Origin of the sequence: Actinomadura fibrosa (genome assembly GCF_900659615.1) — a bacterium.
GTDB lineage: Bacteria > Actinomycetota > Actinomycetes > Streptosporangiales > Streptosporangiaceae > Spirillospora > Spirillospora fibrosa.
On sequence record NZ_CAACUY010000169.1, the window covers coordinates 1 to 20,119 of the forward strand.

Genomic DNA, 20,119 nt, shown 5'->3' on the forward strand with positions numbered 1-20,119 from the left:
GTGCCGGCGAGGACGGCCCGCCGCCGGCCCCGCCCGGCGCGGAGCACGCGCCCGGCCGCCCGGTTCCAGCGGATCGCGAGATCGGACGGCGGACGGGCGTGCCGGCCGCGGGAGTGCCCGGCGGGAGTCTTCGTCACGGGCCGCACTTTACTGCCACTCCGGCGGCCCGTCCCGTCCCCGCCGGAACCCGCGGCGGGCGTGTCCGCCGGGGCCCGGTCACGGCAGGTCGGCGACGAGCTCCGCGATCGGCTTGCGGCGGCCCGTGTAGAACGGCACCTCCTCGCGGACGTGCAGCCGCGCCCGCGAGCCCCGCAGGTGCCGCATCAGGTCCACGATGCGGTGCAGCTCGTCGCCCTCGAACGCGAGGATCCACTCGTAGTCGCCGAGCGCGAACGACGACACCGTGTTCGCGCGCACGTCCGGGTAGCCGCGCGCCATCTTGCCGTGCTCGGCGAGCATCGCGCGGCGCTCCTCGTCCGGCAGCAGGTACCAGTCGTAGGACCGCACGAACGGGTAGACGCAGACGTAGGACCGCGGCTCCTCGTCGGCGAGGAACGCCGGGATGTGGCTCTTGTTGAACTCCGCCGGGCGGTGCAGCGCCATCTGCGACCACACCGGCTCGCTGGCGCGGCCCACCGCCGTCCGGCGGAACCGCGTGTAGACCTCCTGGAGGTCCTCCGCGGTCGGCGCGTGCCACCAGAACATGTAGTCGGCGTCCGCGCGCAGGCCCGCGACGTCGTACGCGCCGCGCGTGGTGACGTCCTTCTGGCCGGCCTGGTCGATCAGGTCGAGCACCTCGGCCGCGTGCTGCTCGCCGACCGTCCCGGGGTCCTTGACCCGGAAGACCGACCACATCGTGTAGCGGATCAGGTTGTTGAGCTCGCGCGCCTTCAGCTTGGCCGCCGGCTCCGTCGCTGACATCGTCCGTTCCTCCTCGCGTGCGCCGCTCCCCGCGGCGCACCTGCTCCTGCCTTCGTCCGCTCATCGCGCCGCCCGCCGGCCGCGCACCGCGCCTACGTCTCGCGCACCTGCTCCGCGGGCGCGAACCCCTCGGCCGCCTGTCTCTCGCGGAGATGGTCGAGGACGCGTCCCGCCGCGGCGCGCGCCGACGCGATGCAGGCCGGGATGCCCAGGCCGTCGTAGGCCGCGCCCGCGACGGCGAGCCCCGGCTCCCCGGCGACCGCGGCGCGGACCCTGGCCACCCGGTCGGCGTGGCCCACGTTGTACTGCGGCAGGCCGCCGCCCCACCGGGTCACGCGGGTCTCGACGGGCAGCTCGGTGACACCGCAGACCGCGGCCATCTCCGCCATGGCGTCGGCCTTGAGCTCGTCGTCACTGCGCTGGAGCGCGCGCTCCTCGCCGAACCGGCCGATCGAGCACCGCACCGCGACGAGCCCAGGGTCGCGCTCGCGCAGGTGCGGCCACTTCACCGAGCTGAACGTCACGGCCTTCACCGAGCCCGCCCGCGCCTCGTTCTCCACTGCCGGGACGAGGTAGCCGCTGCCGTCCGGCGGGCGCGGGAACGCCCCGGCCTGGTAGGCGAGCGTCACGATCGCCATGCTCGCGGACTCGATGCCCGCGAGCTCGCGGGCGGCGGCGGGCACCTCCGCCTCCAGCAGCCGGGCCGCGGGCGCCGCCGGGACGGCGACCACGACGGCGTCGGCGTCGAGGGCCTCGGGGTCGCGGGCCGGGCCGATCGTGAGCCGCCAGCCGTCCGGGCGGCGCCGCAGCTCGCGGACCATCGCGTCCGTGCGGATCGTCCCGCCCGCGGCGGCGATGTCGCCGGCGACGAGGTCCGGGAGCGTGCCGAGGCCGTCCGGCAGGCTGGCGAACACCGGGCCCGGGTCCTTGGGGGCCGCCGCGCGGATGGCCTGCACGGCGGCGATCAGCGAGCGGTGCGTGCGCGCGGCGGCGGCGACGGCGGGCAGCGTGGAGTCGAACGACAGCAGCTCGGCGCGGCCCGCGTACACGCCGCCGAGCAGCGGCTCGACGAGCCGGTCGACGACCTCGCGGCCGACGCGGGCGCCGATGAAGTCGGCGACGGACACGTCCGCGCCGCGCGGCGTCTCGGGCAGCACCCGGTCGAGCGGGACGCGGGCCAGCCCGGCCGGGCTCAGCACCTGCGCGGCCGCCAGCGCCCGCAGGTCGGACGGGACGCCCATCACCTGCCCGGACGGGATCGGGCGCAGCGCGCCGCGGCTCAGGATCGACGAGGACGTCGTGCCGGGGTTCACGAGGTCGCCCGCGCGGCCGAGCTCGCGGACGAGCTCCAGGCCCTCCGGGCGGCGGGCGAGCATCGACTCGGCGCCCTCGTCCACGGGCAGCCCGGCGATCTCGCTGACCCGCAGCTTGCCGCCGATCCGCGGCGAGCCCTCCAGCACGGTCACGCGCACGCCGGCGCGGGCCAGCACGCGCGCGGCGGCGAGGCCCGCGATGCCGCCCCCGACGACGACGGCATGGGACGTGGTCATGCCCCAAGCCTCCCAGACGTCCCGCGGAACCGCGCACCGGGGCGTGCGCTGCCACGGCGCCGCCGCGGCGGCGCCGTGACCCCGGCGTGGCCGTCCCGTGCCCCGATCGCGATCCCCCGTCCGGAACGGTGACCTGGGCCACACCGTCCAAGCGCCATGCGGATCGTCTGGAATGTCAGGCATGTGACCTGCGCGCTGATCGCCGTCCTGCTGCTCGCCGTCCTGGCCGCCTGCGGGGGCGGATCGTCCGGTGGGTCGGAGTCGTCCACCTACGACGGCTCGAACGGGCGCGCCGCCCCGGCCGGGCCCGCGAAGGCGCCGGAGTCCCGCACCGGCGGCACCGACACGACCGGCGGCGCCGCCCCGGGGAGCGGGAAGGGAACGGGGACGGGGACGTCCCGCGTGCAGGTGCCGCCGCCCGCCGGGCACTCCGTCGTCTACACGGCGACGCTCCAGGTCAGGGCCGGTGACGTGGACGCCTCCGCCACCAAGGCCAAGCAGCTCGTCACCGCGGCGGGCGGCTACGTGGAGAACGAGTCCGGGACAAGCTCCCCGGCGTCGTCCCAGCTCACCCTGAAGATCCCCGCCGAGCGCTACGCCGAGCTGCTGGCCCGCCTCTCCACCGACCTCGGCACGAAGACGGGGCTCACCCAGCGGGCCGAGGACGTGACCGGCGAGGTCGCCGACGTGGACAGCCGGGTCCGCTCGGCGCAGGCGGCCCTCGCCTCGTTCCGCAAGCTGCTCGACCGGGCGCGGACGGTCGGCGAGGTCATCGACGTCGAGCAGGAGATCGCGAGCCGCGAGGCGGACCTGGAGGCGCTCCAGGCGCGCCAGAAGGCCCTCCAGCAGAGCACCCGGTACGCGACCCTCACGGTCGAGCTGAGGGGACCGGCCAAGACGGCGGCGCCGAAGAAGGACCGCGGCGGCTTCGCCGGCGGGCTCCGCGACGGCTGGCACGCCTTCACCGGGTTCGCGGGCGGCGTCGCCACCGTCCTCGGCTGGCTGCTCCCGTTCCTGGCCGCGGCCGCGGCGATCGGCCTGCCGCTGCTGGCGTTCCGGCACCGGCTGCGCGACCGCCGCGCGGACCCGCCCGGCGCCACGACGGAAGCGGAACCCCGGGAGGCCGTACCCGCCGGGGCCGTGTCCGGCGGCGCGGGAGGCGAGGCCCCACCGCCCGGCGGTCAGGCGGACTAGTGCTCGGCGCTCGCCTCGTGGACCAGGTCCACGAGGCGGGCGAGCACGCCGGGGTCCGTGGACGGCAGCACGCCGTGGCCGAGGTTGAAGACGTGCCCCTCGGCCGTGCGGCCGCGGGCCAGCACGTCGAGCGCCCGGCGCTCCACCGCCTCCCACGGGGCGAACAGGACCGCGGGGTCGAGGTTGCCCTGGAGCGCCTTGCCCGGCTCCACGCGGCGGACCGCCTCGTCCAGCGGGACGCGCCAGTCGACGCCGACGACGTCCGCGCCCGCCTCGCCCATCAGCCCGAGGAGCTCACCCGTCCCGACGCCGAAGTGGATGCGCGGGACGCCGAGCGCCTCGATCTCGGCGAAGATGCGGGCGGTGTGCGGCAGCACCGACTCGCGGTAGTCCTGCGGGGCGACCGCCCCGACCCAGGAGTCGAACACCTGGATCGCGGACGCGCCCGCCTCGACCTGCACCTTCAGGAACGCGATCGTGAGGTCGGCCAGGCGGCCCATCATGGCGTTCCACAGCGCGGGATCGCCGTACATCATGGCCTTGGTGCGGTCCTGGTTCTTGGACGGCCCGCCCTCGATCAGGTACGAGGCGAGCGTGAACGGGCCCCCCGCGAAGCCGATCAGCGGCGTGCCCCCGAGCTCGCCGGTCAGGCCGCGCACGGCCTCGGTGACGTAGGGGACGTCGTCCGGGATGAGCGGGCGCAGGGTCTCCAGCCCGGCGGCGTCGCGGATCGGGTCGGCGATCACCGGGCCGACGCCGGGCTTGATGTCCAGGTCGACGCCGATGGCCTTGAGCGGCACCATGATGTCGCTGTAGTAGATCGCCGCGTCCACCCCGTACCGCCGCACCGGCTGCATCGTGATCTCCACGACCATGTCCGGCCGGGTGCAGGACTCCAGCATCGGAACGCCCTCGCGCAGCCGCAGGTACTCCGGCAGCGACCGGCCCGCCTGCCGCATGAACCACACCGGCGTGTGCGGCACGGGCTTGCGCCGGCAGGCCAGCAGGAACGGGCTCTCCCCCAAGTCGTCAGCGGAGTGAGGGAAAGCGTCGTCGGGATGAACAGCGTCAGGAGCCACGTTGTGATGGTCCCACGAAACCCTGGCGCGGACGCACCGGGGCGGGGGCCCGGACGGGCCGCCGCGCGACGAAGTTCCGGACACGCCGAGCGAAGTCCCGCATTCTGTCACCGGCTCATGCGAACGTGATCCGTGTCATAGCCGAGGGAGGTTCCCCCTTGTACTGCTCCACCTGCGGTGATGAACGTGTGTTCGAGCAGCCGCCCTGCCCCGACGGGCACGGCGAGGAGTGTCCCGAGCGGGTCTGCGTCGACTGCGGCGCGGCCGTCTTGGTCGGTTCGCCCCCGGGCGGCCTGGTCCAGGAGTCCTCCCCGTCCCGGCGTGCCGGCTCGCAGCACGACGGCTCCGAGCGCACCGCCTCCACGCGGGCCGTCGCCTGAACGGCCCGGCCCCCGACACGAAACCACCTGTGCTGTGCCTGTCTCTCCTCCCGTACCCTCCGTCGCGCGCGGCGGCACCCCGTCCCGGCTTCACCGACCCGAGTCCCGTCCCCGCCCCCAGGCCGGTACACCCATGAACCCACCTGCCTTCCAGCGGGCCCTCGACACCCTGCGGGAGATCCTCGACGGCCCCGGCCCCCGGCCGGAGCTCGACCTGGAGGACATGCCCGCCCCGCGGAACCTCGCCCCGTACGCCGCCGCGCTGTCCGGCAGCGTCTACCGCGACGACGACACCGAGGTCGCCATGGGGCGGCTGATCGTCCTGTACGACCCCGACGGACGCACCGGCTGGACGAACGGCTTCCGGGTCGTCGCCTACATCCGGGCCGACCTGGAGCCCGAGATCGCCGCCGACGAGCTGATCGGCTCGGTGGCGTGGAGCTGGCTGCTGGAGGCCCTCGAACCCGCCGGCTACGCGGGCGAGTCGGGGACGATCACCCGGGCGGTCTCCGAGAGCTTCGGCGACAAGAAGGACGAGCCGTCCACGACCGAGCTGGAGCTGCGCGCCTCGTGGTCCCCGACCGGCGACGACCTCGCCGGTCACGTGGCCGCCTGGTGCGAGGTCATGTGCACGACGGCGGGCCTCCCGCCGGCCGGCGTCGCCGCGCTGCCCGACCGCCCCGGCGGCACCGGCGCCTGAGCGACGTACGGTAGGGGGCGTGGGAAGAGCGTCCGGAACCGAGGCGGCGGGGGAGAACACGAAAAAAGTGGGAGTGTCCGAAACGCGCGCCGACGTCCCCGAGGGCGGCACGGGCGCGCAGAACGCCGCCGGGGGCGTGCCCGGCGAGACCGAGACCGTGCCGCGGGAGCCCGGCGCGGAACCCGAGGCGGCTCCGCCCGCCGGCCCGCCCGCCGAGCCGCTGCTGGAGCCGCGCGAGGGCGTGCCGGACGTCGTCGCCGACGCCGCGGCCCTGGAACGTGTCACCGCCGCGTTCGCCGCGGGCACCGGCCCCGTCGCCGTCGACGCCGAGCGCGCGTCCGGCTACCGGTACGGGCAGCGCGCCTACCTGATCCAGCTGCGCCGCGCGGGCGCGGGCACCGCGCTGATCGACCCGATCGCCTGCCCCGACCTGTCCGGGCTGGACGCCGCGCTCGCCGACGCCGAGATGGTGCTGCACGCCGCCAACCAGGACCTGCCCTGCCTGGCCGAGGTCGGCCTCGTCCCGCGGCGGCTGTTCGACACCGAGCTGGCCGGGCGGCTGCTCGGCTACCCGCGCGTCGGCCTCGGCTCCATGGTCGAGAACGTGCTCGGCTTCCTGCTGGAGAAGGGGCACTCGGCCGCCGACTGGTCCACCCGCCCGCTGCCCGACGACTGGCTCCGGTACGCCGCGCTGGACGTGGAGCTCCTGGTCGAGCTCCGCGACGCCCTGCACGCCGAGCTGGAGGCCGCGGGCAAGCTGGAATGGGCGCTGGAGGAGTTCGCGGCGATCCTCGCCACGCCGCCCAAGCCGCCGCGCACCGACCCGTGGCGCCGCACGTCCGGCATCCACCGCGTCCGCAACCGGCGCGCGCTCGCGACCGTCCGGGAGGTCTGGGAGGCCCGCGACAAGATCGCCCAGGAGCGCGACCTGTCCCCCGGCCGGGTCCTCCAGGACGCCGCGATCGTCGAGCTGGCGCTGAAGGCGCCGAAGACGCCCGCCGAGCTCCAGGCGCTGCCCACGATGCGGGGCCGCGGCGCCCGGCGGCACCAGTCCGCGTGGCTGCGCGCGGTCTCGCGGGCGCGGACGCTGCCCGACCGCGGGCTGCCCGAGGCGAACCTGCCGGGCGACGGCCCGCCGCCCGCGCACCGCTGGGCCGACCGCGACCCCGAGGCGGCTAAGCGGCTCACCGCCGCGCGCGCCGTGGTCGCGGCGCTCGCCGACGAGCACTCGATGCCGTCGGAGAACCTGATGCAGCCCGACTACGTCCGCCGGCTGGCCTGGACGCCGCCGCCGGAGTCGTCCGCGTCGGCGATCGGCGCGGCGCTGCGGGAGCTCGGCGCGCGGAACTGGCAGGTGGAGCTGACGGCGCAGCCGCTCGCGCGGGCGTTCCTGCGGCTGGAGTGCAAAGGCGACGTCTAGGACGTCTCCCGAGGCAGTGGCCCTGGGGCTCGGCGAGCGCCCCGGGGTCCTGCGCTGGGACGACACGGCACCCTGTCTTGCGGGGGCCGCTCTCCGGGCACAGACTTGTTTAGGTTAGCTTTGCCTAAACCATAGGTTCTCGGAGGAGCGTCGGGATGCTGCTGGGCAACTTCCTCATCGGACTGCGCGAGGGGCTCGAAGCCGCCCTGGTCGTGAGCATCCTCATCGCCTACCTGGTGAAGACCGGCAACCGCCGGGCCCTCGTCCCGGTCTGGACGGGCGTCGCGATCGCCGTCGCGGCCAGCGTCGCGTTCGGGATCGCGCTGAGCGCCGCGTCCTCGGAGATGCAGTTCAAGACCCAGGAGCTGTTCGGCGGCGTCCTGTCGATCATCGCGGTCGGCCTCGTCACCTGGATGGTCTTCTGGATGCGCCGCACGGCCCGCTTCATGAAGGCCGAGCTGGAGGGCCGGCTGGAGGGCGCCCTGACCCTCGGCCCGCTGGCCCTGCTCACCGTCGCCGTCCTCGCGGTGGGGCGCGAGGGCCTGGAGACCGCCCTGTTCCTCTGGACGAACATCAGCAACTCGTCCGAGGGCTCCACGCAGCCGATCATCGGCGCGCTGCTCGGGCTCGCCGCCGCCGTCGCGCTCGGCTACCTGCTCTACCGCGGCGGCCTCAAGATCAACCTCAGCCGGTTCTTCACCTGGACGGGCGCCGCGCTGATCGTCGTCGCCGCGGGCGTGTTCGGGTACGGCTTCCACGACCTCCAGGAGGCCGAGGTGTTCCCCGGCCTGAACGCCGTCGCGCTGGAGCCCCACGAGTTCTTCGCGAAGTTCGGGTCGGCGGGCGACTGGATGCAGACCCTCTTCCAGGGCGTCCTGAACGTCACGCCGCAGATCACCTGGCTCCAGCTGGTCATGTGGGCCGTCTACCTGGTGCCGGTGATGGCGCTGTTCCTGCGCTCGTCCACGCCGTCCAAGCCCGCCCGGCCCGCCGCGTCCGCCCGTCCCGCGCCCACGGCCTGACCGTCACAGGTCGGGCAGCGGGTCCCGCGGCAGGCTGTCCCGGGCGAAGATCTCCGTGTCGGCCGCGTTGACCACCGGGACGTACTCGTCGTCCACCTCGAACACCGCCCCGGCGAACTCGAACGACGCGCCGCCGCCGGTCTCCACCGGCCCGATCCTGGTCCCGCGCGGGTAGCTGCCCCAGATGCTCTTCGGGGTGCTCCGGCTCAGCGAACCGGTGGAGATCACGGCGACCTGGTCGTCGGTCACGACGAAGATGAACCCGGACCCGCCGCCGTAGGCCATCGCGGGGAAGATGTACCGGATCTCTCCGTCGATCCCGAGGAACTCGCGGCAGCGCTCGCGCAGCGGGCGTGGCACGGGCATGGCGGTGGAGGCACCTCCCCCGGAGCGGGACGTCGTCGGCCGTCCCAATTCTGCACCGCCGCGTCAGACCGTGGCCAGAGCCGCGGTCGGCGACAGCCGCGCCGCCCGCGCCGCCGGGTACAGGCCCGCCGCCGTCCCGATCGCGAGGGTCGCCGCGAGCGCCCCGCCGAGCGCCCACGCCGGCACCACCGGCGGCCAGCCCTTCGCGGCCGCGAACCCGGCCGTCACGACCGCGCCGAGCACCACCCCCGCCGCGCCGCCGAACGCCGACAGCAGCAGCGACTCGGCGAGGAACTGCGTCCGCACCTGCCCGCGCGTCGCGCCCAGCGACCGGCGCAGCCCGATCTCGCGGCGCCGCTCCAGCACCGAGATCACCATCGTGTTGGCGACGCCGACCCCGCCGACCAGCAGCGCGACCGCGCCTAGCCCGAGCAGCAGCCCGGTGAACGCCCCGGCCGCCGCCGCCTTCGCCTCCAGCGCGTCCGACGGCCGGCTCACCTCCACCTCCTCCGGATGTTCAGGGTTAACCGTCCGGGCCAGGACATCGCGGACATCTCCGACCGACGCGTCCGACGACCGCTCGTAGACCGTCGTCGGATGCCCGTCGAAACCGAGGTGCCGCTCCGCCGCGTCCCAGCCGACCAGCGCCGACCGGTCGATCTCCGGCGCCAGCTCCGCCGGCCGCAGCACGCCGAGCACGCTGAACCAGCGATTGCCGATCCACACGCGCTCCCCCGTCCCGCCGACGCCGAGCCGCCGCGCCGCCTCCGCACCGAGCACCACCCCCGGATACCGTCCGGTACCGGCGTTGAGCCAGGTGCCGGACGCCATCCCGACGTCCAGCGTCCCGAGCAGGTCGACCGTCGCCGCCTGCACCGCGATGCCCTGCGTCACCTCGTCCGGGATGAGGCCGGTGCGCCGGACGGTCGCGTCCACCGACCCGGTCGCGCCGACCGCCGTGACCGGCCCGATCCGCCGCACCATCTCCGGCGCCGTCTCCGGCAGCGCCGCCTGGTCCCCGAACAGCGTGCTGCCCGGCTTCGCCGTCAGCAGGTTCGTGCCCAGCCGGTCGAGCCGCCGCAGCAGGTCCGCCCTGCTCGACGACGAGATCCCGATCACCGCGACCATCGTCGCGATCCCGATCGCGATGCCGAGCGCCGACAGCACCACCCGCGCCGGCCGCGCGCGCAGCCCGCCGAACCCCACCCGCAGGACGTCGCCCGGCCCCAGCCGCGCGGGCACGAGCGCGCTCATCGGCTGCCCACCCCCGCCCGCTCGTCCGCCACGATCAGCCCGTCCCGCACCGCGACCCGCCGCGGCGCCTTCGCCGCCACGTCCCGGTCGTGCGTGATCACCGCCACCGTCGTGCCCGCCCGGTTCAGCTCGCCGAGCAGCGCCAGCACCTCCGCGCCCGCCACCGAGTCGAGGTTGCCGGTCGGCTCGTCCGCGAGCAGCAGCTCCGGCTCCCCGACCACGGCCCGCGCCACCGCGACCCGCTGCTGCTCGCCGCCCGACAGCTCGTGCGGACGGTGCCCCGCCCGCGACCCGAGCCCCACCCGCACCAGCGCCGCCCGCGCCCGCTCCCGCCGCTCCCCCGGCCCCGCGCCGCCGTAGAGCAGCCCGTCCGCGACGTTGTCCAGCGCGCTGACCCCGGCCGCCAGGTTGAACTGCTGGAACACGAACCCGATGTGCCGCGCCCGCAGCGCCGACAGCTCCCGGTCCGTCAGCCCCGCCACCTCGTGCCCGGCGACCCGCACGCTCCCCGCCGTCGGCCGGTCCAGCGTCCCGATCATGTGCAGCAGCGTCGACTTCCCCGACCCGGACGGCCCCACGATCGCGACCATCTCCCCTCTCCCGACCACCAGGTCGACGCCCCTGAGCGCCGCGACACCGCCCGCGTACTCCTTCGTCACCCCGGTCAGCTCGACGATGTTCACTTGGCCGGCACCCCGACCTTCATGCCCTCGCGCAGCCCGCCCTCGGACACCTCGACGCGCCCGCCGCCGAACGCCCCCGTCCGCACCGCCACCAGCCGCCGCACCGCGCCCTCGACGACCTCGACCGCGAAACCGCCCTCCCGCGGCGCGAGCAGCGCCTCGACCGGCACCGACAGCACGTCCTTCCGCCGCTCGCTCTCCATCTCGACGCTGACGGGCGCCTCGTCCAGCCTCCCCGTCCCCGCCTTGCCCAGCGCGATGTCGACGCCCACGGTGGTCTTCGCGTCCTGCCCGCTCCCGGTCTTCTCGGCGACCCCGCTCACCTCCCTGACCGTCCCCTTCACGACCGCGCCCCCGGGCAGCTCCACCGACACCTTCGCCCCCTCCTTCGCGATGTCCTGCTTGTCCGCGTCCAGATCGACATGGACGATCCGCGTCGTCCCCGCCACCTCCAGGACCGGCTGCCCCTTCGCCACCTGCCGCCCCTCGGGCGCCTTCACCTCCCGCACCCTGACGGGCCCGTCCTGGAAGACGACCTCCCCCTCCCCGACCGTCCCGGTGACCTCCAGGCCCCGGTCGTCCTGCCACTTCTCGACGGCGTCCTCCGTCGCCCCCGTGAACTCCTTGTCGACCGTCAGCCCCCCATAGCCCAGAGCCACGAGGTTCTTCTCAAGCTGCCTGACGTCCTGGCCCTCGTCGCCCACCTTGAGCACCCGGTACATGGGACTGCCCCCGTACATCAACGTGACCGGCTTCCCCGCCACCCGGAGCAGCGTCCCGCCCCGCTTGACCGTCGCCCCCTGCTCGGGCACCCACGTCACCACCCCGGACGCGCCCGTCCACACGTCCCTCGGCTCGCCGTAGGTGAGCTTCCCGTCCACCTTCTCGGTGTCCACGAGATCGCCCCGGGTGACCACGGCAGTGGTCAGCTTGACCTCATGCCCGGCCTCGGCCTGATCCCCGCCCCTGGCGAACGCGACCGCGCTGCCCCCGGCCACCACGACCGCGACACCGCCCGCGACCAGCACCCACCTCATCTCCCAGCCCCCGGCAGGACGTTCTGGCACGCCTCCCGCGCCTTCTTCGCCTTCTCCTGACTCACCTTGCCGCTGGGAATCTCGATCTGCCCGTCCGGCGTCGGGTCCTTCATGTCGACCCCGTGCTCCCGCATGCACTGCGCGAACTTCACGTACTGGTCATGGACCTTCGGATCCTTCAGATCGGGCAGCTTCCCGCCCGCCTGGAGCCACGACTGGCACTGTTTCAGCGCCGCCTGAAGCTTGTCCCGGTTCGTCCCCTTTCCGAGCCGGGCGGCCCCGCCCGTCCCGCTCCCCGGATCCGGAACATCGATCCCGTGTTCCCGCATGCACTGCGCGAACTTGAGCTGCGCGTCCTCAGCGGACAGCGAAGCAGTCGGCGAAGCAGAGGCTTTGGCGCCCGCCGTCCCCCCGACACTGGCGACCCCGTCCCCATCACCCCCGCCCCCACACGCCGAGAGCCCAACCACGACGGAGACCGCGATCCCCGCGACCCACCCGAACTTCCCCATGACGTCCTCTCCGCCGGAACCCCACGGCCCCAGCGCAAGCAAGAACACAACCCCAGGGGTTAAACCCGCATTAGTCGCGCGTGCTCGGGAGGGCGTGGGAGGCGGTTTGGGGGTTTCGGGTGGTCGTGGCGGGTGGTTTTTGTGGCCCTTTTGTTCGAGGGTTTCGGATATTACGTGGTGGCCCTGAGAGCCGTTCATGGTTCGGGTCGGGCAATGTACGTGCGTTCCCGGATAACGCGACGGATTCAGGTTGATATGTTCGCTGATTGGCAAGGCCGACGTACTCGCGGGGGCGGGGAATTACGGGCGGCCACATTTTCTGCGGGGGGACCGAAATGCAGAACACGGTGATCGACGCTCGGCCGGAGGACGCGGTTCTGAGGCGGGTGCGCAGGGGCGGCCTGGACGAGTCGCCGCCGGCGGCGGTCTCGGCGGAGCCGGACGACCTGCTCGCCTACCGCGACTACCTGCGGGCGCAGTGGACGAGCATGATCGTGCGCGTTCAGGTCGGCGGGCACAAGCTCACCGAGCAGCAGGCGCTCCAGCAGCTCGCGAACCGCTTCCATCAGACCTTCGCCGCCACGTCGACCGAGCTCAGGGTCGCGAACGAGATCCTGATCCCGATCCTGCGGGAGATCCTGACCGCGCCCGCGGGCGGGACGTTCGGCTTCGGCGTCCCCGCGAGCCAGATCCCGGCCCGGGGCGAGGCGACGGCCCGCCAGTACCTCGACACGCTGATCGCGCTCACCGGAGTGAGCGCGCAGGAGCTGTCGCTGCGGTACCGGACGGACTTCACCCGGCCCGACACCGCGATGTCCTCGGACGTGTGGGAGAACGTCCGCACGTTGCAGGCGTTCTTCCGCGACGGGTTCCAGAGCGCGCCCGACCCCTCGCACACCGATCCGGACGTGCTCGGCCAGCCGATCGTGCCGGAGATCATGCAGGGCCGGGCGCCGTTCTTCCTCCAGGCGGACGAATGGCTCGCGCGCCGGCGTCCCGTTCCGCTGGAGAACTACTTCCAGATCCGGAGCATCTTCACCTTCGACATCCGGACGGAGGACAGGGAGGCGATCAAGGAGCGGGCCGGGACCCCGGGACCGAAGCAGGGGCTGTTCAAGTTCTACGCCGGGGCCATCGACGTCTTCGACAAGATCCAGAAGGCGTACCGGTTCATGGACGGCCGGAACCACCGGGCCGCGTACGACCTGGCCAAGTCGGCCGCCTCGGACACCTTCTCCCTGATCCAGAGCGGCGGGCAGGTCGGGATCGACGCGGTGGTCCAGGAGTTCGGCGAGCGCAGGCAGATCGCGGTGGAGTCGCTGGACGACCTGCCGAAGATCACCGGGATGTGGGCGGTCAGCGGGCCGTCCCCGTCCGACGGATCGTGGGAGCAGTGGGTCGAGAACATCCGCGAGCGGGTCGTGTACGGCGTCGCCTACGCGGACGTGTTCGCGATCCCCCTGCTGATCGCCCAGGCGGCGGTCGAGCTGGGCGACTACGCTCCCGGGATCCGCCTGGCCGCCCAGATCGCGGGCTTCGCCGTCGGCAAGGCCGCGCCGGACGCGCCGTACGCGTGGCGGTCGCACTACCTGTGGGCCGAGGGCTCGACCTGGTCGGACTTCACGCTGTACCACGCGGGCTCCCTCCCGTACACGGTCAACACCCGGGCCGTGCCCAAGCTCCCGGCGCCGAACGACGACGACGACCACTACTGGGGGGCGGGCCTCCCGGACTCAGGGTCGTGGCAGCTGGTGCGCGAGCTGATCCCCGGGGGCGTCCATCCGGTCGAGCAGCTCTACCTCCGGCTGCACCTGGGCGCCGCCATGCTGGAGTGGGCGGACGCGCTGTACCGGACCGACGAGCCCGCGAACGTCGAGCGCGCCCGCGAGCTCTACAAGGGCGTCTACTACGTGCACGGCGCGACGCCGCCGATCGGCCCGGCCTGGTCCGCCGGGCCGCCGCCGCCCGTCCCCGAGTCCGCCAACCCGGCGCGGACGTCGCAGCTCGGCCGGGCCCAGCTGGGCTTCGCCCAGATCGACGCGGGCCTGAACTACTTCGGCTTCGCCCCCGACATGGTGCCGCTGCTGCGCTACTCCACGCTCAAGTCCGCGGCCGACACGGTGGCGGCGTCGGCGCAGTCGGCGCAGGAGGACTTCCTGAACGCCGTGGCGCAGCTGGAGGACCTGCTCATCGAGAACATGAAGAACTCCGCGATGCTCCAGCGCGCGGCGCTCCAGTCCAAGATCGCGCAGCAGGAGGCCGGCGTGGCCGCCGACCAGATCGCCCTGGCGCAGATCGCCATCGGACGGGTCAAGCAGCAGATCGAGAAGGTCAAGTCCGAGATCGAGAACCACAACAGCCTCTTCGGCCAGGTGGGCGACTACCTGAACGGGATGAAGAAGATCGTGACCGGTCTGCCGGGCGCGGCGACCGGGCCGACGCAGTCCAGCGTCGCCTACGAGGCGGGCTTCTCCGACAAGGTGACCTCGGGGCTGCTGGGCATGGGGTCCGCGGCGACCACGGTGACCGGCATGGGCGCCTTCTTCGTCGCCAGCTACATCACGATGTCCAGCATGGCCGCCGCGGCGAACGGCCGCCGGAACCAGCTCACCGACCTCCAGACGAAGGTGCTCCCGGCGGCCGAGGCACAGCTCGACATCGCGCAGCGGTCCGCCGCCCTCGCGGGGCTCCAGCGGCAGGTCGCGGAGGTCGACGCCCGGCTCGCCACCGACCTGCTGGAGTTCGCGCAGCAGCGCTTCCTCAACGTGGAGTTCTGGTCCTCCATGACCACGCTGCTCCAGCGCATCCTGCGCCGCTACCTCGACATGGCCACGCGGACCGCGTGGCTCGCCCAGCAGGCCCTGGCCTACGAGCAGAACACCACCGTCGATCTCGTCCGCATGGACTACTTCCCCCGCGCGCAGGGCGGCGCGGGCGGGGCCGACCAGCTGCGCCTCGACCTGGCGAGCCTGGAGACCCGGTACCTGGAAGGGGTCCGGCAGCTGGTCCCGGTGAAGCACACCATCTCCCTCGCCCGCGACCTCCCGCTCCAGTTCGCGCAGCTCCTCGCCACCGGACGGTGCCAGTTCCCGACCGTGGAGGCCGGCGTGCGGGCGGCCTATCCCGGGACCTACGGCCACCGGGTCATCGCCGTGACACCGCGCGTGATCCAGGCCGCCGGCACCGCGCCGATCCGGGGCCTGCTGTCGAACGTGGGGGTCTCGCAGATCAGCGGCCCGGACGGGACGCTGCAACCCTCCGTGCGCGACGCGGACGCGCTGCCGATCTCCGAGTTCGACCTGGGCACCACCGACCGCGAGGTCTACGGGCTGCCCGGCAACGCGCTCATGCAGTTCGAGGGCAGCGGGCTGGAGAGCCAGTGGACGCTGGAGTTCCCGGCCGCGGCCAACCAGTCGGGGCTGGTCGACGTCGTGGACGTGCTGATCACCTTCGATCTGCGGGCCCAGTACTCCGCGGCCCTCCACCAGTCGCACGCGGTGGCCGCGTCCGGCCCGGCCGACCGGTTCATCCTCGTCTCCGCCGCCAAGCTCGGGCTGGAGGGCCTCGACGACCTGCGGGACGGGAAGGTGCACGCCAAGCTCCTGTTCGACCTGCCCGCGCTGGGCCTGCCCTCGCTGGAGAAGAACCGGACCGTCAACAACGTCGCCGTCCTGGTGTGCGGGGCCGAGGGCACGAAACCCGTCCAGGCGAAGGTGTCGGTCACGCTGCCCAAGAGCGTCACCGTCCCGGTCTCCATGCCCGGCGGCGTCGCGTACTCGAACCGTCCGCCGATCACCGAGCCGCAGTCCACGGTCCCGCCGTCCCCGCTGAACGCCCTGGGCGGGATCACGGCCGACCAGACCATCACGGTGACCATCGACCGCATCGACAACAACGACCTGGACTTCGGCAAGGTACGAGACGTCCTGCTCGGCGTCGACTACACCGCCCAGATCACCACCTAGGACCCACGAACAGACCAGATGCCGCGCCTCCGCAGGACCCCTGACCCCGCGTTCCGGGTCAGGGGTCCTGGGTTCCCGGAACTTGGTGCGCGGGCAGGCCGCCGGCGGCGCGGGCTCCCTCGTGGCGGGGCCGGACGCGCCGGAGTGTTCACCGAGATGGGCGCGGCAGGGGCTGGTACGGCCGGGCCCAGTCGTGGATCTTGGGGGTATGTGGTCTCGACTTGTCTCTGGCGTGCTCATGACCGGATTGCTCGTTCCGCTTGGCGGAGCGGCGCAGGGGGCCGTGAACGCGCGCCCGGCCCCGCCTGATCGGATTCCGTTGCCTGCCGGGTGGCAGCCGGAGGGGATCGCGGTCGGGCCTGGGCCCGTGGCCTACCTCGGTTCGCGGGCCACCGGCGCGATCTACCGGGCCGACCTGCGCACCGGGAAGGGGAAGGTGATCAGTCCTGGGCCGGGCACGCCGTCGCTCGGGCTGAAGGCCGAGGGGAACCGGCTGTACGTGGCCGGGGGCACCGGGGGCGACGCGCGGGTCGTGGACACCCGGACGGGTGCCGTGATCCGCAGCTACAGGCTCGCGACGGGGCCGGCGTTCGTCAACGACGTGGTCCTCACGCGGGACGGCGCGTGGCTGACCGACTCGACCAACCCCGTCCTCTACCGGATTCCCCGGGGCGCTCGCGGGGCGGTGAAGACGCTGCCGCTGAGCGGTGACATCGCCTACGCGGCCGGGACGAACGCCAACGGGATCGTCAGCGGTCCCGGCGGGCGGTCGCTGCTGATCGTCCAGTCGAACACGGGCAAGCTGTTCAGGGTCGATCCGCGCACCGGTGTGACGAGGACGGTCGATCTGCACGGCGAGTCGCTCGTCAACGGGGACGGGCTGCTGCTGGAGGGGCGCACGCTGTACGCCGTCCAGAACCGCCTCAACACCGTCGCCGTCGTCAGGCTCAGCGCGGACGGGAGCGAGGGGCGGGTCGTCAGGCGCATCACCGATCCGCGGTTCGACGTGCCCTCCACCGTCGCGAGGTCCGGGACGCGGCTGTACCTGCCGAACGCCCGCTTCACGACGCCGCCCACTCCGGCCACCCCCTACGACGTGGTCGCGGTCAGGCCGTGACGGCGGTTTTCGTGGCGAATTGACAAAGCGGGGGCGCGGACTGTGTGGTCGCGCCGCATTACGCAACGTGCGCGTTCGGACATAATCCGTTCGTGCCCACCCATACCGCGCCTCCGCTGAACGAGGACTTCCGGTTGGTCGAGGAGCTCCGGGCTCAGCGGCCCGGGGCCGTCGGCCATGTCTACAACGTCTACGGCCCCGAGCTCGTCACGTACGCGGAGGGCCTGACCGGTGAGCACGAGCGGGCGGTGGAGGCCGTCCGGACGGGGCTGCTGTCGCTGCGGGCCAGGGCCGAGGACGTCCCGGACGCGGGGACGTTCCGGGACTGGCTGTTCGAGGTCGTCCGGGACGAGTGCCGCGTCCCGTCCGCGCGTGGGCGGTGGCGGGTCGCGCTGGCCGGGGTGGCGGGCGCGGCGGTGCTGACGGCCGGGATGCTGGCGCTGTTCGAGTCGACGGGCGTGCGGACGAAGCCGTCGTCGGCGCCGCCGGTGGCGGTGGCCACGCCGACGCCGAGCGGGGTGCCCGCGGAGCCGCCCGTCCAGAAGGACGAGCGGGATAAGCCGGACAAGAAGGTTAAGAAGGATCCGGCGGACAGGCCCGAGGGGGGACGGGCGGCGGCGTCCGGGCGCGGGCGGCTGGCGGTGGACGCCTCGGGCTGCCAGGGGATCGGCGTCGCCGGGCTGCCGCGGACGTGCGCGATCCGGCTGACCGCGGCGGGCGGGCCGGTGCGCTGGTCGGTGGCGTCGGTGAGCTCGCGGGGCGGGCGGGTCAGCGCCGCGGGCGGCGGGACGCTCGCCGCGGGACGCTCGGCGACGGTGGCGGTGACGGTCCGCCCGACGGTCGCGTGCTACATCGGCGGGGGCGGCGGCGGGACGGTGTCCTTCTCCCCCGGCGGCACGGCCGCCGTCAGCTACACCTGCTGGCGCCGCTGACCTCCTTATCGGCGTTTAACCTCCGGTCGGCCATGCTCGGCGCATGCGCGTACTGATCGTCGAGGACGAGCGTGTGCTGGCGGACGCGATCGCCGACGGGCTCCGGGAGGAGGCCATGGCGGTGGACGTCGTCTACGACGGCGACGACGCGCTGGAGCGCGCGTCCTACAACGAGTACGACGTGGTCGTCCTGGACCGGGACCTGCCGACCGTCCACGGCGACGAGGTGTGCAGGGAGCTCGTGGAGCGGCGGCACGCGGGCCGGATCCTGATGCTGACGGCCGCCGGGGACGTCGACGACCGCGTGGACGGCCTGTCCCTGGGCGCCGACGACTACCTGCCCAAGCCGTTCGTGTTCGGGGAGCTGGTCGCGCGGGTCCGGGCGCTGTCGCGCCGGTCGGGCGCGCCGGTGCCGCCGGTGCTGGAGCGGCGCGGCATCCGCCTCGACCCCCATCGCCGCAGGGTCGTCCGGGACGGCCGGGAGGTGCGGCTCACCAGGAAGGAGTTCGCCGTGCTGGAGGAACTGCTGCGGGCCGAGGGCGGCGTGGTGAGCGCCGAGCGGCTGCTGGAGCGGGCCTGGGACGAGAACATCGACCCGTTCAGCAACATCGTGCGGGTGACGATGGCGACGCTGCGCCGCAAGCTGGGCGAGCCGCCGGTGATCGAGACGGTCACCGGCGCCGGCTACCGGCTGGAGGCGCGGTGAGGGCGCGGCCGCCCGCCCTCGCGCGGCCCCGGCTGACCGTGCGGCCCCGGCTGAGCGTGCGGGCGCGGCTGACGGTGGTGTACGGGTCGCTGTTCCTGGTGACGTCGGCGGTGCTGGTCGCGGTGACGTACCTGCTGACCGTCCGCATGATGGAGGAGCGGTTCCCGGCGCGGAGGACGTCCGAGACGAGCGTCGCGCAGCTCCGCGGGCTGAACTCGCCGGAGGTGGTGGAGCGGCTGATGACGCTGAAGGCCGAGGCCGACCGGCAGTTGGCGCAGCAGAAGCGCGACATGCTCGAACAGCTTCTGCGCAGCTCGCTGGTCACGATGCTGGTGCTCGGGGTGCTGGCCGTGGTGATCGGGTACGTGGTGGCGGGCCGGATGCTGCGGCCGCTGCACACGGTGACGGCGACGGCGCGGCGGCTGTCGGAGAGCAACCTGTACGAGCGGATCGCGCTCGCCGGGCCGCAGGACGAGATCAAGGACCTGGCCGACACGTTCGACCGGATGCTGGACCGGCTGCACCGCGCGTTCGACACCCAGCGCCGGTTCGTCGCCAACGCCTCGCACGAGCTGCGGACGCCGCTGACCATCAACCGGACGGTGCTGGAGGTCGCGCTCGCGAGCCGGAAGAGCCCCCCGGAGACCAAGGCGCTCGCGGACGTGCTGCTCGGCAACACCGCCCGGCACGAGCGGCTGATCGAGGGGCTGCTGCTCCTCGCGCGGTCCGAGCGCGAGCTCGGCACCCGCACGGGCACGCCCCTCCCGGACGTCGTCCGCAGCGCCCTCGGCCAGGTGGAAGGCATCGCCGAGCACGTGGACGTCGAGGCGCGGCTCGCCCCGGCCGTCGTCACCGGTGATCCGGTGCTGCTGGAGCGCTGCGCGGTGAACCTGCTGGAGAACGCCGTGAAGTACAACGTGCGGGACGGCCGGGTCTGGGTGCGGACCGGCCACCGGGACGGCACGGCGTTCCTCCAGGTGGTGAACACCGGCAGGCCCGTCCCGTCCTACGAGGTCGGGACGATCTTCGAGCCGTTCCGGCGCCTGCGCCCCGACCGCGAGCGCGCGGGGCCCGGGCGCGACGAGCACGCGGAGCGGGTTGGGTCGGCGGACGGCGCGGGGCTCGGGCTGTCGATCGTGCGGGCCGTGGTGGGCGCGCACGGCGGGACGATCGAGACCGTCCCGCGCGAGGAGGGCGGCCTGTCGATCACCGTGCGGCTGCCCGCCGCGGAGGCCGGCGACCCGGCGCTCGCGAGCTGAGCGCCCGCCGCCGAGCCGCCCG

The 20,119-nt window shown here is 73.7% G+C and carries 18 protein-coding genes; 10 read left to right on the forward strand and 8 right to left on the reverse strand.

Annotated elements, in window-relative coordinates:
* Window positions 1-216: 216 nt before the first annotated feature.
* Window positions 217-921 (reverse strand): hydrogen peroxide-dependent heme synthase, encoded by a 705-nt coding sequence (gene hemQ, locus E1300_RS35370; protein ID WP_131761473.1) that lies wholly within the window; start codon window positions 919-921, stop codon window positions 217-219.
* 92 nt (window positions 922-1,013) lie between these two features.
* Window positions 1,014-2,471, reverse strand: coding sequence for a protoporphyrinogen oxidase (gene hemG / locus E1300_RS35375; protein ID WP_131761474.1), 1,458 nt, complete (start codon window positions 2,469-2,471; stop codon window positions 1,014-1,016).
* 156 nt (window positions 2,472-2,627) lie between these two features.
* On the opposite strand from hemG, the gene E1300_RS35380 reads away from it, so the two are divergent.
* Window positions 2,628-3,665 (forward strand): DUF4349 domain-containing protein, encoded by a 1,038-nt coding sequence (locus tag E1300_RS35380; protein WP_131761475.1) that lies wholly within the window; start codon window positions 2,628-2,630, stop codon window positions 3,663-3,665.
* Here E1300_RS35380 and hemE read toward each other — a convergent pair.
* Window positions 3,662-4,690 carry a uroporphyrinogen decarboxylase gene (hemE, locus tag E1300_RS35385; protein ID WP_207400129.1) on the reverse strand — a complete coding sequence of 343 codons (1,029 nt, stop codon included), beginning with the start codon at window positions 4,688-4,690 and terminating at the stop codon, window positions 3,662-3,664. The genes E1300_RS35380 and hemE overlap by 4 nt on opposite strands.
* 242 nt (window positions 4,691-4,932) lie before the next feature.
* Between hemE and E1300_RS35390 the strand changes: the two genes are divergently transcribed.
* The 4 genes from E1300_RS35390 (at window position 4,933) to efeU (ending at window position 8,266) form a co-directional block, all read left to right on the forward strand.
* The gene (locus tag E1300_RS35390; RefSeq protein WP_165503135.1) at window positions 4,933-5,124 is read left to right on the forward strand and encodes a hypothetical protein; all 192 of its coding nucleotides are present in this window, start codon (window positions 4,933-4,935) and stop codon (window positions 5,122-5,124) included.
* A 133-nt stretch (window positions 5,125-5,257) separates the two neighbouring features.
* Entirely contained in the window at window positions 5,258-5,824 is a 567-nt protein-coding gene (locus E1300_RS35395) for a DUF3000 domain-containing protein (RefSeq protein ID WP_131761478.1), read from the forward strand.
* A 157-nt stretch (window positions 5,825-5,981) separates the two neighbouring features.
* A complete protein-coding gene (locus E1300_RS35400; RefSeq protein WP_242619592.1) occupies window positions 5,982-7,244 on the forward strand; it encodes a ribonuclease D in 1,263 nt (420 codons plus the stop codon).
* A gap of 155 nt (window positions 7,245-7,399) precedes the next feature.
* Window positions 7,400-8,266: an iron uptake transporter permease EfeU gene (gene efeU, locus E1300_RS35405; protein WP_242619589.1), complete on the forward strand. Its 867-nt coding sequence runs from the start codon at window positions 7,400-7,402 to the stop codon at window positions 8,264-8,266.
* 3 nt (window positions 8,267-8,269) lie between these two features.
* Here efeU and E1300_RS35410 read toward each other — a convergent pair whose 3' ends face one another.
* From E1300_RS35410 to E1300_RS35430, 5 genes are all read right to left on the reverse strand, one after another.
* On the reverse strand, window positions 8,270-8,632 hold the full coding sequence (locus tag E1300_RS35410) for a hypothetical protein (protein WP_131761479.1): 363 nt from the start codon (window positions 8,630-8,632) through the stop codon (window positions 8,270-8,272).
* A 63-nt stretch (window positions 8,633-8,695) separates the two neighbouring features.
* The gene (locus E1300_RS35415; protein ID WP_131761480.1) at window positions 8,696-9,886 is read right to left on the reverse strand and encodes an ABC transporter permease; all 1,191 of its coding nucleotides are present in this window, start codon (window positions 9,884-9,886) and stop codon (window positions 8,696-8,698) included.
* Window positions 9,883-10,569, reverse strand: coding sequence for an ABC transporter ATP-binding protein (locus tag E1300_RS35420; protein WP_131761481.1), 687 nt, complete (start codon window positions 10,567-10,569; stop codon window positions 9,883-9,885). Before E1300_RS35420 ends, E1300_RS35415 begins: the two co-directional genes overlap by 4 nt.
* Entirely contained in the window at window positions 10,566-11,636 is a 1,071-nt protein-coding gene (locus tag E1300_RS53600; RefSeq protein WP_278045410.1) for a peptidoglycan-binding protein, read from the reverse strand. The genes E1300_RS35420 and E1300_RS53600 overlap by 4 nt, the downstream gene beginning before the upstream one ends.
* Window positions 11,603-12,118, reverse strand: coding sequence for a hypothetical protein (locus tag E1300_RS35430; protein WP_131761482.1), 516 nt, complete (start codon window positions 12,116-12,118; stop codon window positions 11,603-11,605). Before E1300_RS35430 ends, E1300_RS53600 begins: the two co-directional genes overlap by 34 nt.
* Window positions 12,119-12,453: 335 nt before the next feature.
* Here E1300_RS35430 and E1300_RS35435 point away from each other — a divergent pair, with 335 nt between their 5' ends.
* From E1300_RS35435 to E1300_RS35455, 5 genes are all read left to right on the forward strand, one after another.
* Window positions 12,454-16,083, forward strand: coding sequence for a Tc toxin subunit A-related protein (locus E1300_RS35435; protein ID WP_131761483.1), 3,630 nt, complete (start codon window positions 12,454-12,456; stop codon window positions 16,081-16,083).
* A gap of 367 nt (window positions 16,084-16,450) precedes the next feature.
* On the forward strand, window positions 16,451-17,200 hold the full coding sequence (locus E1300_RS35440) for an NHL repeat-containing protein (RefSeq protein ID WP_207400130.1): 750 nt from the start codon (window positions 16,451-16,453) through the stop codon (window positions 17,198-17,200).
* A gap of 92 nt (window positions 17,201-17,292) precedes the next feature.
* Window positions 17,293-18,132, forward strand: coding sequence for a hypothetical protein (locus E1300_RS35445; RefSeq protein WP_131761485.1), 840 nt, complete (start codon window positions 17,293-17,295; stop codon window positions 18,130-18,132).
* Window positions 18,133-18,175: 43 nt separating this feature from the next.
* Window positions 18,176-18,838 carry a response regulator transcription factor gene (locus tag E1300_RS35450; protein WP_131761486.1) on the forward strand — a complete coding sequence of 221 codons (663 nt, stop codon included), beginning with the start codon at window positions 18,176-18,178 and terminating at the stop codon, window positions 18,836-18,838.
* A complete protein-coding gene (locus E1300_RS35455) occupies window positions 18,835-20,097 on the forward strand; it encodes a sensor histidine kinase (protein ID WP_242619590.1) in 1,263 nt (420 codons plus the stop codon). The genes E1300_RS35450 and E1300_RS35455 overlap by 4 nt, the downstream gene beginning before the upstream one ends.
* Window positions 20,098-20,119 lie beyond the last annotated feature (22 nt).

What these genes read in the sequence shown, in the direction of transcription:
- hemQ (WP_131761473.1), bottom strand. Translation starts at nt 921, where the DNA reads ATGTCAGCGACGGAGCCGGCGGCCAAGCTGAAGGCGCGCGAGCTCAAC.
- hemG (WP_131761474.1), bottom strand. Translation starts at nt 2,471, where the DNA reads ATGACCACGTCCCATGCCGTCGTCGTCGGGGGCGGCATCGCGGGCCTC.
- E1300_RS35380 (WP_131761475.1), top strand. Translation starts at nt 2,628, where the DNA reads ATGCGGATCGTCTGGAATGTCAGGCATGTGACCTGCGCGCTGATCGCC.
- E1300_RS35395 (WP_131761478.1), top strand. Translation starts at nt 5,258, where the DNA reads ATGAACCCACCTGCCTTCCAGCGGGCCCTCGACACCCTGCGGGAGATC.
- efeU (WP_242619589.1), top strand. Translation starts at nt 7,400, where the DNA reads ATGCTGCTGGGCAACTTCCTCATCGGACTGCGCGAGGGGCTCGAAGCC.
- E1300_RS35410 (WP_131761479.1), bottom strand. Translation starts at nt 8,632, where the DNA reads ATGCCCGTGCCACGCCCGCTGCGCGAGCGCTGCCGCGAGTTCCTCGGG.
- E1300_RS35415 (WP_131761480.1), bottom strand. Translation starts at nt 9,886, where the DNA reads ATGAGCGCGCTCGTGCCCGCGCGGCTGGGGCCGGGCGACGTCCTGCGG.
- E1300_RS35430 (WP_131761482.1), bottom strand. Translation starts at nt 12,118, where the DNA reads ATGGGGAAGTTCGGGTGGGTCGCGGGGATCGCGGTCTCCGTCGTGGTT.
- E1300_RS35435 (WP_131761483.1), top strand. Translation starts at nt 12,454, where the DNA reads ATGCAGAACACGGTGATCGACGCTCGGCCGGAGGACGCGGTTCTGAGG.
- E1300_RS35450 (WP_131761486.1), top strand. Translation starts at nt 18,176, where the DNA reads ATGCGCGTACTGATCGTCGAGGACGAGCGTGTGCTGGCGGACGCGATC.